The following is a 14,367-nucleotide window of genomic DNA, read 5'->3' as shown; positions in this document are numbered from 1 at the left end:
AGCTACAGCATTTATCAGAAGGACGCACACTATGGCACTTTGGGGCGGGCGTTTTACCCAGGCAGCAGACCAACGTTTCAAACAACTCAATGACTCCCTGCGTTTCGATTACCGGCTGGCCGAACAGGATATCGTCGGCTCCGTCGCCTGGTCGAAGGCACTGGTCACGGTCAATGTGCTGACGCAGGACGAGCAGCAGCGACTGGAGGAAGCGCTGATGTTTCTGCTGGGCGAGGTGCGCGCCGACCCGGAAGCCATTGTCGAAAGCGATGCGGAAGACATCCATAGCTGGGTGGAGCAGAAGCTGATTGATAAAGTGGGCGACCTCGGCAAGAAACTGCATACCGGCCGCAGCCGTAACGATCAGGTCGCGACTGACCTGAAACTGTGGTGCAAGGAGCAGGTCGCGGAATTGCTGTTGTCGCTGAAAAACCTGCAACAGGCGCTGGTGGCGACCGCCGAGGCCAACCAGGATGCGGTAATGCCGGGGTATACCCACCTGCAACGTGCGCAGCCGGTGACCTTTGCCCATTGGTGCATGGCCTATGTCGAGATGCTGGCGCGGGATGAAAGCCGCCTGCGTGACACCCTGACGCGGCTGGACGTCAGCCCGCTGGGCTGTGGCGCGCTGGCCGGTACCGCCTACCCGATTGACCGGGAGCAACTGGCGGGCTGGCTCGGTTTCGCCTCTGCGACCCGTAACAGCCTGGACAGCGTCTCCGACCGTGACCATGTGCTCGAGCTGCTGTCGAATGCGGCCATCAGCATGGTGCACCTGTCACGCTTTGCCGAAGACCTGATCTTCTTCAACACCGGCGAAGCGGGTTTTGTGGAGCTGTCTGACCGCGTGACCTCGGGTTCGTCGCTGATGCCGCAAAAGAAAAACCCCGATGCGCTGGAGCTGATCCGCGGCAAGAGCGGCCGGGTACAGGGCGCGCTGACCGGCATGATGATGACCATGAAAGGGCTGCCGCTGGCCTATAACAAGGACATCCAGGAAGATAAAGAAGGGCTGTTTGACGCGCTGGAAACCTGGTTCGACTGCCTGAACATGGCGGCGCTGGTGCTGGACGGCATCAAAGTGAAACGCGCCCGTACGCAGGAAGCGGCGGAGCAGGGCTACGCCAATGCCACGGAGCTGGCGGATTATCTGGTGGCAAAAGGTATCCCGTTCCGCGAAGCGCACCACATTGTCGGCGCGGCGGTGGTGGAGGCCATCTCTCAGGGCGTCGCGCTGGAAGCGTTGCCGCTGGCGACGTTGCAGACGTTCAGCAGCGTGATCGGCGATGATGTCTACCCGATCCTGTCACTGCAATCCTGCCTGGATAAACGTGACGCCAAAGGCGGGGTGTCGCCGCATCAGGTGGCAAATGCCATCACTGAGGCGAAACAGCGGTTGGCCTAAGCTGCACCCGAAGAAAGCATAAAAAAAGGTCGCCTGGATGGCGACCTTTTCTTACGCAGGATTTTTGTTTTTTATAAAACAATAGATTATTTCAGGTTAAGCGTCACATCTCCCACATATTCCCAATATTGATTACTTTCTTTATAACGTGGGTAATAGCCATATGTTTGATCGCTATTAAGTGCGATCAGCTTATATAACGCCAGATGGGTACTGTCCGGATTTGACAGGTAAACGTCACCTATCTTGCCTTTGCCGCTATTTTCACCCCAACGATGGTATTTCATCAATTCCTGATTATTCGCAATGGCTTGCTCTTCAGTGTCGCCCAGATAAATCCAGTATCGGTTATTGGACTTCGTTGCGGGGTAGTACCAGTATTTCCCATCGCTGCCGGTGCCCATCAGGTTGAAATAGGCTTTGCCCTGACCATAAAAATCATCAGAGAGGTAAATATCTCCTATGGTACCTTTACGGTCATTCTCACCCCAGCGATGGCAGCAATTTGTTTTTGCGTCATCATGCGTGAACGGTGCAAAAATCTTGCTGTAGGCATACATCGGTGCCTGCTGTTCAGTCATGCCGCTATGCTCCGGGCTGACCTGTTTGGCAATGCCCGGCTGGTCACGCGCCATCGACCAGATGCCTACCATGCCGAGATCCCGTTTCACCGCATCTTCCATCACCAGCTTCGCATCAGACTGATAGAAGACTTCGCCCTGCACGTCGTTGTAACCGATCATCGGCGTGGTGCCCATCATGGCGTTGATTTCTTTGTCGGACTTGGCCGGCCAGATTTTCTTCAGCTGGTGGAACATGTTTTCGATGGCGGAGGTGGCGCAGGTGCCGTGGATATTCTGGCCTTCGGTACCGTCAGACTGGCAGATGGCATTGCCGTAGTCCATGGTCATCACGTTAACCCCGGCCAGGTCGACACCGGCATCACGCGCATCTTCCAGCACATACAACCCTTCAGCCGTCAGGCCGGTCGGCAGGATCGGCAGGGTGTACCAGATGCCGACCTTGCGGCCTTCCTCTTGCCATTTCGCCTGTACCGCTTTTACGGCGCGGTTACGGCGCTGGATCGACTCGTGGTCCGCCACCCAGGTGCCTTCGATGTCAAAGTCCAGCACGTTCAGGTTCAGGTTATCCACGATGTCATGGTAGAGCTGGGTCAGGTCAGCGTCGTTTTTACAGGCGGCGGCCAGCGGGGCATTATTGGCACCCCCAATGGACACCATAATGTCGCCGCCCGCTTCACGCAGCGCCTTGATTTTGCTGTACTGGGTGTAATCCTGCAGGTTGTAGGCGGTACCCCAGGTCGGCAGGCACTGGTCACCGCTCTTCGCCACCACAAACGCCATGGTGAAGTGGTTAACGTTCTGCTCTTTTGCCAGTTTCGCCAGATCCGGAATGGAATTCAGGCTGAAGTCCACATACGGGGCATAGACGTGGGCCGGCCACGGATTTTTCGGCGTGCCGACGCGCTCTTTGGTGCCTGCCCAGTCGATGTACACGGCCCACGGGTTAATGTCTGTTGGGGAAGCGTGCTGCACTTTGGTCTGTGCCACATACGGCTGGCCCTGGAACTGTACCAGTTGCCCGGCCGGGTAAAGGGCAGAGGTGTTGAACTGCGGCGCGGCAGCCAGTTGTTCCGGCGTGTATTCCACGGTTGGGCCTAACGGTTTCCACGGACGGCCGTTATTGCCTTGTGGGTTCTGGTTGGCCGGGTCAGCAGGGTTATTCCCGATGGTGTAGAACAACGCTTCATAAGACTGGCCGTCAACCTTAACCACATCCCCTTTATTATAGGTTTTGGAGGCGTTCCAGGTTTCCACCGGCATATAACGCTGCCACGGGTTTCCTTGTGCCGGAATAAAGGAGTTCGCCGGAACAGCACCATTGGCTTTATAGGTATTTTCCTGATATTTCACGATATCGCCTTGCTGATAGGCTTTATCACTGCTGAATGCATCATGCACAACCGGGGTACCGCCGCCGTTAATCTCACAGGTGGTCGGGTTACCGTACTCGGCCATTTCGGCGCTGGTGGCCGTGCGCAGATAACGCCACGGGTTATTGGCTTCATCGGCAGCAGCCTCTTTCGGGCAGTTGTCGGCGCCTACCCACCAGGCGTTTTGATAGACGTTGCCGTCAAAAATCACCTGCATGGTGTCGCCACCCTCCTGGCCATTCCAGGCCTCTAATGCAAACGCGCTTGCAGCCCCAGCGGTCAAACCAACGGCAAGTAAAGCCCTGGAAATAAGCGTTAATTTCATCGTCATTCCTTTTGAATAATAAACGTTACGCGTGCTAATAAAGACGCGGCTGAATATTACCAAAGCGAATTACACGAAGGATTTAATAATTAATGAAGCAGCGATTAACTGTTTTTCAGTTCTTTATTTAAATAGATCAACGTTATTTTCTATCTTATTAAATAACGAGGTTTCAACGAGGTTAAATAAAAGCAGAGGGAGTGCCGGGGAATAAAAACGGGCCTGTCCGGCCCGTTTTCCAGTAAAGAAATGTGACGATTTACTCGCCTGGGCAGCGCTGGCAGCGTTCTGCCTCTTCATTGCCGAGACGCAGTTTGCTTTGCAGATCGCGCAGGGCCGTGCGCAACCCCTCTTCAATCACCGGATGGTAGAACGGCATCTCCAGCATCTGATTGACCGTCATTTTCTGCTGATGTGCCCACGCCAGCAAGTGTGCCAGATGCTCCACATCCGGGCCGATCATCTCTGCGCCGAGGAACCGCCCGGTGCCTTGTTCGCCATACACACGCATCACACCTTTATTACGCAGCATTACGCGTGAACGGCCCTGGTTCTCAAAGGAGACTTCACCGATTTCAAAGCAGCCACAGGCACCCAGCGCGCTGTTCAGCTCGCGGTAGGTGGCACCGACCATCGCAATCTGCGGATCGGAGAACACCACGGAGATCGCGCTGCGACGCAGGCCGGGGTTCACTTCCGGGAAAGCCCCGGCGTTATCCCCGGCGATACGGGCCTGATCGCTGGCTTCATGCAGCAGCGGCAACTGGTTGCTGGCGTCACCGGCAATAAAAATGTGCGGCACGCTGGTCTGCATGGTCAGGCGGTCGGCCGCCGGCACACCGCGCGCGTCCAGCACCAGGGAGGTGTTTTCCAGCCCGAGCTTATCCACATTCGGGCGGCGGCCGGTGGCTGCCAGCACGTAATCCACCATCAGATCCTGCGGGTTGCCCTGCTTGTCCAGGTAGCGGATGAAGACGCGGTCGCCTTCGCGCTGCATCATCTCGATTTTTGCATCCGCATCGAGGTAAAACTCATCGCTCAGGGTAGTCGCGGCATATTCACGCACACGCGGGTCAGTGAGCGGGCCGACACCGCCGCCGACGCCGAAGACTTTCACCTCAACACCCAGGCGATGCAGCGCCTGGCCCAGCTCCAGGCCAATCACGCCGGGGCCGAATACCGCGACGCTCTCCGGCAGGTCATCCCAGCTGAAGACATCATCATTAATCACCAGCCGGTCGCCCAGGGCGTCCCAGGCCGCAGGCCAGGCAGGGCGTGAGCCGGTGGCAATCACGATGCGCTGCGCCACAATGCGGGTGTGGTCATCTACCATCAGCGTGTTGTCATCAATAAAGCGGGCATAGCCGGAGATTTTGTCACGCGCCGGGATATTCTCGACGCCCTCAAGCACAAAACCGACAAACCGGTCACGCTCGCGTTTGACGCGGTCCATGACTTCACGGCCGTTGATCAGGATTTCACCCTGGGGATGGATGCCGAAACCGTGGGCGCGTTCCGTCTGGTGCACGGCTTCTGCCGCCGCGATCAGCAGTTTTGAAGGCATACACCCTACGCGCGCGCAGGTCGTCCCAAACGGGCCGCCCTCGATCATCACCACATTCGGCGTGGAAAGTTTCGCGGCGCGGTAGGCGCCCAGGCCGGCGGTGCCGCCGCCGATGACGGCAACGTCGACGTTGAGTTGTTTCATGGTATGCCTCGGTTTTCTGCTGTGTAAAAAAGGGGACGGGAATAAAAAAGGCGGGCTAAAAGCCCGCCAAAATTCACGTTGGCTGTTTCTTATAGTTAATACGTAGGGATGGTTTATCTCTTACGTCAGGTTATACGGCCAGGAAGGTTTCCAGATCGTCGCTGCCACCAATGTGACGGCCGCCGATGAAGACTTGCGGAACCGTCGCGCGGCCAGATACAGCACGCAGGCTGACGGTGGTCGCGTCTTTGCCCAGTACGATTTCTTCGTACTGAATACCGCGCTCTTGCAGCATCTGTTTTGCTTTGGCGCAGAACGGGCAGCCCGGTTTGGTGAACACGGACACGGATTCCTGGATTTTGAACTCTGGCGCCAGGTATTTCAGCATGGTGTCAGCGTCAGACACTTCAAACGGGTCGCCCGGCTTGTTCGGCTCAACGAACATTTTTTCTACCACGCCGTTGCGTACCAGCATGGAGTAACGCCAGGAGCGCGGGCCAAAGCCCAGATCCGCTTTCTCTACCAGCATTTCCATACCTTTGGTGAACTCGCCGTTACCGTCCGGGATGAAAGTGATGTTTTCAGCGTGCTGATCGTTTTTCCACGCGTTCATCACGAACGTATCGTTCACGGAAACACACAGAATGCTGTCTACGCCATGCTGACGGAACACACCGGCCAGTTCGTTGTAACGCGGCAGGTGGCTGGAAGAACAGGTCGGGGTAAAGGCACCCGGCAGTGAAAAGACGATAACCGTTTTATTTTTGAACAGGTCGTCGGTTGTGACATCAACCCACTGGTCGCCCTGACGGGTATGAAACACAACCTGTGGGACTTGCTTACCTTCTTGGCTTGAAAACATCGATAACCTCTTAAAATAACGGATGAATTTCTTATTGCTGCATGTGTCTTGCTTCGTTGGGGTACATTATTCACGCAGGGGGTTGATAGATCTAATCGTTGATTGCTATCTTATTCATTGCCATGAGCTATCATGGGTCGGAGGAAAAAATGAACATTCGCGATTTAGAGTATTTGGTTTCGCTGGCGGAATTCCGCCATTTCCGGCGTGCGGCGGATGCCTGCCACGTCAGCCAGCCCACCCTGAGCGGCCAGATCCGCAAGCTGGAAGATGAACTGGGGGTGATGCTGCTGGAGCGCACCAGCCGTAAGGTGTTGTTCACCCAGGCCGGGCTGTTGCTGGTGGAACAGGCGCGCACTGTACTGCGTGAGGTGAAAGTGCTCAAGGAGATGGCAAGCCAGCAGGGGGAGACCATGTCCGGCCCGTTGCATATTGGCCTGATCCCGACGCTTGGCTCATACCTGCTGCCGCATATTATCCCGATGCTGCACCAGACGTTCCCGAAACTGGAGATGTACCTGCACGAAGCGCAGACGCACCAGTTGCTGGCGCAGCTCGACAGCGGCAAGCTCGACTGCGTGATCCTGGCGCTGGTAAAAGAGTCAGAATCCTTTATCGAAGTGCCGCTGTTTGATGAGCCGCTGAAACTGGCCGTGTATACCGATCACCCCTGGGCGGGGCGCGACCGGGTGCCGATGGCGGAGTTGTCCGGTGAGAAGCTGCTGATGCTGGAAGATGGCCACTGCCTGCGCGACCAGGCGATGGGCTTTTGCTTCCAGGCCGGGGCGGACGAGGACACCCACTTCCGCGCGACCAGCCTGGAAACACTGCGCAACATGGTGGCGGCCGGCAGCGGCATTACACTGTTGCCTGCCCTGGCAGTGCCGAATGAGCGCCAGCGTGACGGCGTAAGCTATATGCAGTGCTGCAAACCAGAGCCGAAGCGGACCATTGCGCTGGTCTACCGCCCCGGCTCACCCCTGCGCAGCCGCTATGAGCAGCTGGCAGAGGCCATCAAAGAGCATATGCAGCCGATGTTTGACACCGCATTAAAACAGGCGGTTTAACCCGTTCAGTGCGGCAACGCGATAGGCTTCCGCCATCGTGGGGTAGTTGAAGGTGGTATTGACGAAATACTCGATGGTATTGCCTTCCCCTTTCTGTTCCATGATGGCCTGGCCGATGTGAATAATCTCCGCCGCACGCTCGCCAAAGCAGTGAATACCCAGAATCTCCTTGGTTTCGCGATGGAACAGCAGTTTCAGGCTGCCCACATTCATCCCGGCAATTTGCGCCCGTGCCAGGTGCTTGAACTGCGCCCGGCCGACTTCATACGGCACTTTCATCGCCGTGAGTTCCTGCTCGGTTTTGCCGACGGAGCTGATCTCCGGGATGGTGTAAATCCCGCTTGGGATATTCTCAATCAGGTGGACTTTGGCTTCACCCTGGATCATCGCCTGCGCGGCAATACGCCCCTGGTCATACGCCGCTGAGGCCAGGCTCGGGTAACCAATCACGTCACCCACGGCATAAATATGCGACAGTGCCGTCTGGTACATGCTGTTGACTTTCAGCAGGCCGCGGCTGTCTGCCTGCAGGCCGATGGTTTCCAGCCCCAGGTTGTCGGTGTTGCCGGTGCGGCCGTTGGCGTACAGCAGGCAGTCTGCTTTGACTTTCTTGCCCGATTTCAGGTGCACAATGACCCCGTCCTCGACCCCTTCAATCCGCTCGTACTCTTCGTTATGGCGGATCACCACGCCGTTGTTCCAGAAGTGGTAGGAGAGGGCGTCTGACATCTCCTGATCCAGGAACGCCAGCAGGCGGTCACGGGTGTTGATCAGGTCGACTTTCACCCCAAGACCGCGGAAGATCGACGCATATTCGCAGCCGATCACCCCGGCACCATAAATAATAACGTGTCGCGGCTCATGGCTCAGTTGCAGGATGGAGTCGCTGTCATAGATGCGTGGGTGGCCAAAATCGACCTCTGCCGGGTGGTACGGGCGCGAGCCGCAGGCGATCACAATCTGCCCGGCGGTCAGGTGGTCGGACGTGCCGTCCGGGTAGCGGACACTGATGGTATTGGCGTCAATAAAGCTGGCATCACCGGAGAAAAGCTGGCACTGGTTGCGCTCATAGAAGCTCTGGCGCATGCGGGTCTGCTGGTTTATCACCGAGTCGGCATGGCGCAAAATATCAGGGAAACTGGAGCTGAGTGAGCGGGAGGTGGTGTCACTGTAAAGCGGGTTCTGGTTGAATTCGATGATGCGGCTGACAGCGTGGCGGAGGGCTTTCGAGGGGATGGTGCCCCAGTGGGTACATCCGCCGCCCACGTTGTTGTAGCGTTCAATCACCGCAACCCGTGCGCCCTGTTTCACCAGGCCCATTGCGGCCCCTTCACCGCCAGGGCCGGAGCCGATGACGATCGCATCAAATTGGAAGTGCTGTTGCATGTATGAGGCACCTATTCTTATACAAATTTACAACGAGATTGTAACATCATAGGCCTGAATCCCCAATCCACCGTAGTCTTTTCGTGGGGCGCGCTGCCATTTTTTCACCGTCACTGACTGTTGCATGTTTGTAGAAGCGTAGGGTCTGAAAAGTTTGATATAGTGCGGTCATGGCAGGCGCATCGGTTGACAGGACACTCCTCTGGAAAAGGTTATGGGCGTAAGAGCACAACAAAAAGAACGCACCCGGCGCTCATTGATCGAGGCGGCATTCAGCCAGCTCAGCGCCGAGCGCAGTTTTGCCAGCCTGAGCCTGCGTGAGGTGTCCCGCGAAGCGGGCATTGCCCCCACCTCGTTCTACCGCCACTTCCGCGATGTGGATGAACTCGGGCTGACAATGGTGGATGAAAGCGGCCTGATGCTGCGCCAGCTGATGCGCCAGGCGCGCCAGCGCATCGCCAAAGGCGGCAGCGTGATCCGCACGTCAGTGTCCACCTTTATGGAATTTATCGGCAACAACCCCAACGCATTCCGCCTGCTGCTGCGTGAACGCTCCGGCACGTCTGCCGCGTTTCGTGCTGCCGTGGCGCGTGAGATTCAGCACTTTATTGCTGAACTGGCCGATTACCTGGAGCTGGAAAACCATATGCCGCGCAGCTTTACCGAAGCCCAGGCTGAAGCGATGGTCACCATTGTGTTCAGTGCCGGTGCGGAGGCGCTGGATGTGGATATTGAGCAGCGTCGCCGGCTGGAAGAGCGGCTGGTGCTGCAACTGCGGATGATTTCAAAAGGCGCGTATTACTGGTACCGCCGCGAGCAGGAGAGGGCGGCGTTGTCGCAGGAGTAATGCCACTGCCCGCCGGTTCCCGCCCGGTATGTTTCTTTCAACCCATGTTTCCTTCAAACCCACGACAGATAGGTAAAAAGATGACAGAACACCCTCGCCGCGAGAAAGGCACCCTGCTGCTTGCCCTGATTGCCGGATTATCGATTAATGGCTCTTTTGCCGCGCTGTTCAGCTCGGTGGTGCCGTTTTCCGTCTTCCCATTGATTTCTTTGGTGCTGGCGGTGTATTGCCTGCATCAGCGTTACCTGAACCGTGCGATGCCGCAAGGTATGCCGTCGCTGGCGGCCGCCTGCTTTATGCTGGGCCTGCTGCTCTATAGCGCGATTGTCCGGGCGGAGTACCCGCAAATTGGCTCCAACTTCCTGCCGGCGATTCTGGCAGTGGCGCTGGTATTCTGGATTGGCGTGAAACTCAAAGCCCGTGACACCATGGTAAAACCGGAAGCGTAAGCCCGGCGCAGCCCATAAAAAAAGCCCTCAACTGAGGGCTTTTTTGTGCTGTCATCAGGCGTCGCGCTTCACCAGCAAGACGCCGCACTCCATATGGTGCGTATAGGGGAACTGGTCAAACAGCGCCAGCCGCGTGATGTCGTGCGTCTGGCTCAGGGTTTTCAGGTTCTCACACAGCGTCTCCGGGTTGCAGGAGATATAAAGAATGCGTGGGTAACCCTGCACCAGCGCGACGGTGTCGTCGTCCAGGCCGCTGCGCGGTGGGTCGACAAAAATGGTTTCGCACTGGTAGCTGCGTAAATCAATGCCTTTCAGGCGGTTAAATTCACGTACGCCATTCATTGCCTGGGTGAAATCTTCCGCCGCCATGCGGATGATCTGCACATTGTCGATCTGGTTGGCGGCAATATTGTATTGCGCCGCCGCCACAGACGGCTTGGCAATTTCCGTCGCCAATACGCGGTTAAAGTTACGCGCCAGCGCCAGTGAGAAGTTGCCGTTACCGCAGTAGAGCTCCAGCAGATCGCCGGTCGAGCCGTGGGTGGCATCCAGCGCCCACTCCAGCATCTTCACGTTCACCGCCGCATTCGGCTGGGTAAAGCTGTTTTCCACCTGGCGGTAGATCATCTCTTTTCCGGCCACCGGCAGGCACTCATCCACATAATCCTGATCCAGCATGATTTTGGTTTTCGTCGCGCGGCCGATCAGTTGCAGGTCAAACCCCTGCGCCCGCAGGCGATCGCGCAGCGCAGTGGCGGCCTGTTGCCACTCTTCATCCAGCTTGCGGTGGTAAAGCAGCGAGGCGATGATTTTGCCGCTCCGGGTGGAGAGGTAATCAATCTGGAACAGTTTGCGGCGCAGTACCGGCAGCGGTTTCAGTTCGTCAATCAGCGCGGTCATCAGGCGGTTGATCAATTCACTGGCCGCCGGGAACTGGTCGACCCGGATGCGCGCTTTGGTCTGCTGGTCAAAGATGATATGGAACAGATCTTCCTCATCATGCCAGACCCGGAATTCTGCCCGCATACGGTAATGCTGTTTCGGGGAGGGGAAGACGTCCGGCTCCGGCGCGGCAAACGGCGACATCAGCGTCTTGAGACGGGCGGTTTTTTCCGCCAGCTGGTCGTCATATTGGTCAATGGGCAGCGTGTCAGGCGTCATGGAATGTCTCGTCTGGATTGGGGAAAAAGAGTCGGTTTGCGGGGATTGTAGGGAAAGTCAGGGCTAAGTCCAGTTTTGTGACGTTAATTTCCCACCGGAACAGTGGAAGTCTAGACTTCCATATGGGTTGATCGTAGCATTGCGCTCCGGCCTCTATCAATGAGTTAAAAGGGAATCCGGTGTAAATCCGGAACTGACGCGCAGCGGTAAGGGGAAGTCACGGCGAACGCATAATTGCAGACACTGCTCCGCAAGGGGTGGGAAGTCTTCGCCCGGCGTGCTGATAGGGCACGGCTCCCAAGTCCGAAGACCTGCCGGGATAACCCGTCGCATTATTCATTTTCGCCGCGAACTGCGAAGATGACTGCCTGCGGCATCCTGCCAATTAAGTGTGGATGCGTTTCGCATGACAATGAAAAAATCCCTGCTGTGGACAGCGCTCTCTGCCACGGCCTTTTCCGGCTGGGCGCACGCCGCCGCTGCCGGTGATAACAATGATGATAGCGTGGTGGTAACGGCGAACCGTTTCCCTCAGCCTGTTTCCTCTGTGCTGGCCCCGGTCAGCGTCGTGACAAAAGAGGAGATTGATCGCTGGCAGGTAAAATCCGTTGCTGAAGTGATGAGCCGTTTACCGGGCGTGGACATGGCCCAGAATGGTGGGATGGGCCAAAGCAATTCTTTATTTATCCGCGGCACCAGTTCCAGCCATGTGTTATTGCTGATCGATGGTATCCGGCTGAATCAGGCAGGGATTTCCGGCAGCTCCGATCTCAGCCAGATTCCGATCTCCCTGGTTCAACGTATCGAATACATCCGTGGGCCACGCTCTGCGGTGTATGGCTCGGATGCGATTGGCGGCGTGATCAATATTATTACGACGCGCGAAAACGTCGGTACCACCCTGAGTGCCGGCGTCGGATCGTATGGCTATCAAACCTATGACGGTGCGACCCAGCAAAAACTCGGTGAAGATACCGTGGTCACGCTGGCGGGTAACTATACCTATACGCATGGTTATGATGTGGTCGCGGCAATGCCGGATAACTACGGCGACCCGCGCCAGCCCGATCGTGACGGCTTTATGAGTAAAAGCCTGTGGGCCGGGCTGGAGCATCATTTCAATGACCAGTTCAGCGGCTTTGCCCGTGCTTACGGCTATGATAACCGCAGCGCCTACGACGGCACGTACAGTTACAGCGACCCGGCGCACTCTGACGCCTTGCCGGACACCCGCCAGCTTTATAGCCGCACCTATGACACCGGCCTGCGATTCCGGCAGGGTATCTATGCGTCGCAGTTAATCGCCAGTTATAGCGAGGCCAAAGACTATAATTATGACCCCCGCTATGGGCGCTATTCAGATTCCGCCACGCTGGATGATTCCGAACAATATAATCTCCAGTGGGGAAATACCTTCCAGCTGGGGCAGGGGACAGTCAGTGCCGGGCTGGACTGGCAGAAACTTGCCACCGAGCCGGGAACCAACTACCTGGATGAAGGCTATACCCAGCGTAACACCGGCATGTACCTGACGGCGCAACAACAAATCAGTGACGTTACGCTGGAAGGGGCGCTCCGGGGTGATGATAATTCACAGTTCGGCTGGCACTCTACCTGGCAAACCAGCGCCGCCTGGGAGTTCATTGAGGGCTATCGGCTGGTGGGCTCCTATGGCACCGCTTATAAAGCCCCGAACCTTGGCCAGCTCTATAGCGGTTACTACGGCAACCCGGATTTAAATCCGGAAGAGAGCAAGCAATGGGAAGGCGGGGTTGAAGGGTTGACCGGGCCGCTGAGCTGGCGCTTGACCGCTTACCGTAATGACATCGATCAGATGATTGCTTACGACACAGCGAGCAGCCGTTACTACAATATCGGCAAGGCCAGAATCAAAGGCGTTGAGTGGACAGGCTCCCTGACCACCGGCCCGCTGCAACATCAGCTTACGCTGGAGTACCTCGACCCACGTGATGCGGATACTAACGAAATCCTGGTACGCCGTGCCAAGCAGCAGGTGAAATACCAGCTCGACTGGGCGGTGGCAGACTTTGACTGGTCAGTGAATTATCACTACCTCGGCCAGCGCTATGATACCGACTACAACAGTAATGAAAGGAAGCAACTGGGCGGCGTCAGCCTGTGGGATCTTGCGGTCTCTTATCCGGTTACATCGCACCTGACCGTTCGTGGTAGAATTGCCAACCTGTTTGATAAAGATTATGAGACGGTTTATGGCTACGAAACACCAGGACGTGAATACTACCTCACTGGCAGCTATACCTTCTGACCCTTCATTAACTCCCCGGCCTACCGCGTTGGTCTTTGACTCCGGTGTCGGGGGGCTTTCGGTTTATCACGAGATCCGGCAGTTGTTGCCGGATCTCCACTATATCTACGCCTTTGACAATGTCGCTTTCCCTTATGGGGAGAAATCAGAAGAGTTCATCGTCGAACGCGTAGTGCAGATTGTCGAGGCCGTGGCGCGGCGCCATCCGCTGGCCATCATTATCATCGCCTGTAACACCGCCAGTACCGTTACCCTGCCGGCGCTGCGTGAGCGCTTTACCTGCCCGGTCGTCGGCGTGGTTCCGGCGATCAAACCAGCGGCCAAACTCACGCGTAACGGCATTGTGGGCCTGCTGGCTACCCGCGCCACCGTACAACGTCCTTATACGCATGATTTGGTGACCCGCTTTGCCACGGATTGCGAAATCCTGATGCTGGGCTCGTCAGAGCTGGTGGAGATAGCCGAGGCAAAGCTGCACGGTAAAGGTGTCTCGCTGGAGGCGTTGCAAAAGATTGTCCGTCCCTGGCTGAAACTGCCTGAGCCACCTGATACGGTTGTTCTGGGCTGTACGCACTTTCCATTAGTCGCTGACGAATTAATGCAGGTGCTGCCGGAAGGCACCCGGCTGGTGGATTCCGGGGCTGCCATCGCCCGCCGCACCGCCTGGCTGATTGCAAATCAGGAAAATGTGCCGCTTTCCACAGAAAAAAACATTGCATACTGTATGGGCATTTCAGCGGAAACCGAGGCCTTACGCCCTGTTTTAGCCGGTTATGGCTTTAAAACCATCGAAAAACTGCCGCTTTAGCATCAACTGGATTAAATTTTAGACGGTTGAGTAATTTTTTGAATTTAGGGGTTGCAGGCTGTCAGGAACTCCCTATAATGCGCCTCCACTGACCGGGAACAACGACCA

Annotated in this window: 11 protein-coding genes and 1 riboswitch; of the genes, 6 read left to right on the top strand and 5 right to left on the bottom strand. The window is 56.7% G+C overall.

Translation table 11 applies throughout. The annotated features are described in order from the left end of the window. The first annotated feature begins 31 nt into the window (after positions 1–31). A complete protein-coding gene (gene argH, locus JK232_RS19700) occupies positions 32–1,405 on the top strand; it encodes an argininosuccinate lyase (RefSeq protein ID WP_212589612.1) in 1,374 nt (457 codons plus the stop codon). 86 nt (positions 1,406–1,491) lie between these two features. Here argH and JK232_RS19695 read toward each other — a convergent pair whose 3' ends face one another. The 3 genes from JK232_RS19695 to JK232_RS19685 form a co-directional block, all read right to left on the bottom strand. Then, positions 1,492–3,684, bottom strand: a complete 2,193-nt coding sequence (locus tag JK232_RS19695; protein ID WP_212589611.1) for a glycosyl hydrolase family 18 protein — start codon at positions 3,682–3,684, stop codon at positions 1,492–1,494. Between the two features lie 259 nt (positions 3,685–3,943). Further along, on the bottom strand, positions 3,944–5,392 hold the full coding sequence (locus JK232_RS19690; protein WP_072931626.1) for a dihydrolipoyl dehydrogenase: 1,449 nt from the start codon (positions 5,390–5,392) through the stop codon (positions 3,944–3,946). A gap of 130 nt (positions 5,393–5,522) precedes the next feature. After that, positions 5,523–6,254 (bottom strand): glutathione peroxidase, encoded by a 732-nt coding sequence (locus JK232_RS19685; RefSeq protein WP_072931628.1) that lies wholly within the window; start codon positions 6,252–6,254, stop codon positions 5,523–5,525. A gap of 149 nt (positions 6,255–6,403) precedes the next feature. On the opposite strand from JK232_RS19685, the gene oxyR reads away from it, so the two are divergent. After that, positions 6,404–7,321: a DNA-binding transcriptional regulator OxyR gene (gene oxyR, locus JK232_RS19680; protein ID WP_072931630.1), complete on the top strand. Its 918-nt coding sequence runs from the start codon at positions 6,404–6,406 to the stop codon at positions 7,319–7,321. On the opposite strand, the gene sthA is transcribed toward oxyR, so the two are convergent. After that, entirely contained in the window at positions 7,304–8,707 is a 1,404-nt protein-coding gene (gene sthA / locus JK232_RS19675) for a Si-specific NAD(P)(+) transhydrogenase (protein ID WP_072931632.1), read from the bottom strand. The two genes, oxyR and sthA, sit on opposite strands and share 18 nt — an antisense overlap. Before the next feature lie 214 nt (positions 8,708–8,921). On the opposite strand from sthA, the gene fabR reads away from it, so the two are divergent. Both fabR and JK232_RS19665 read left to right on the top strand, forming a co-directional pair. After that, positions 8,922–9,554, top strand: a complete 633-nt coding sequence (fabR, locus tag JK232_RS19670; RefSeq protein WP_072931633.1) for an HTH-type transcriptional repressor FabR — start codon at positions 8,922–8,924, stop codon at positions 9,552–9,554. A gap of 80 nt (positions 9,555–9,634) precedes the next feature. Beyond that, positions 9,635–10,003 (top strand): YijD family membrane protein, encoded by a 369-nt coding sequence (locus JK232_RS19665; RefSeq protein ID WP_072931635.1) that lies wholly within the window; start codon positions 9,635–9,637, stop codon positions 10,001–10,003. A 54-nt stretch (positions 10,004–10,057) separates the two neighbouring features. Here JK232_RS19665 and trmA read toward each other — a convergent pair whose 3' ends face one another. Beyond that, the gene (gene trmA, locus JK232_RS19660; RefSeq protein WP_101829023.1) at positions 10,058–11,164 is read right to left on the bottom strand and encodes a tRNA (uridine(54)-C5)-methyltransferase TrmA; all 1,107 of its coding nucleotides are present in this window, start codon (positions 11,162–11,164) and stop codon (positions 10,058–10,060) included. A 130-nt stretch (positions 11,165–11,294) separates the two neighbouring features. Continuing rightward, a riboswitch (cobalamin riboswitch) is annotated at positions 11,295–11,497 on the top strand. A gap of 73 nt (positions 11,498–11,570) precedes the next feature. On the opposite strand from trmA, the gene btuB reads away from it, so the two are divergent. Beyond that, positions 11,571–13,451 (top strand): TonB-dependent vitamin B12 receptor BtuB, encoded by a 1,881-nt coding sequence (btuB, locus tag JK232_RS19655; RefSeq protein WP_101835274.1) that lies wholly within the window; start codon positions 11,571–11,573, stop codon positions 13,449–13,451. Further along, positions 13,396–14,259, top strand: coding sequence for a glutamate racemase (gene murI / locus JK232_RS19650; RefSeq protein ID WP_101829021.1), 864 nt, complete (start codon positions 13,396–13,398; stop codon positions 14,257–14,259). Before btuB ends, murI begins: the two co-directional genes overlap by 56 nt. The last annotated feature ends 108 nt before the right edge of the window (positions 14,260–14,367 follow it).

This window comes from Nissabacter archeti (assembly GCF_018257325.1).
Classification (GTDB): Bacteria; Pseudomonadota; Gammaproteobacteria; order Enterobacterales; family Enterobacteriaceae; genus Chimaeribacter; species Chimaeribacter arupi.
The sequence above is the reverse complement of the archived record's forward strand: the minus strand, read 5'-3'. Positions and strand labels throughout refer to the sequence as shown.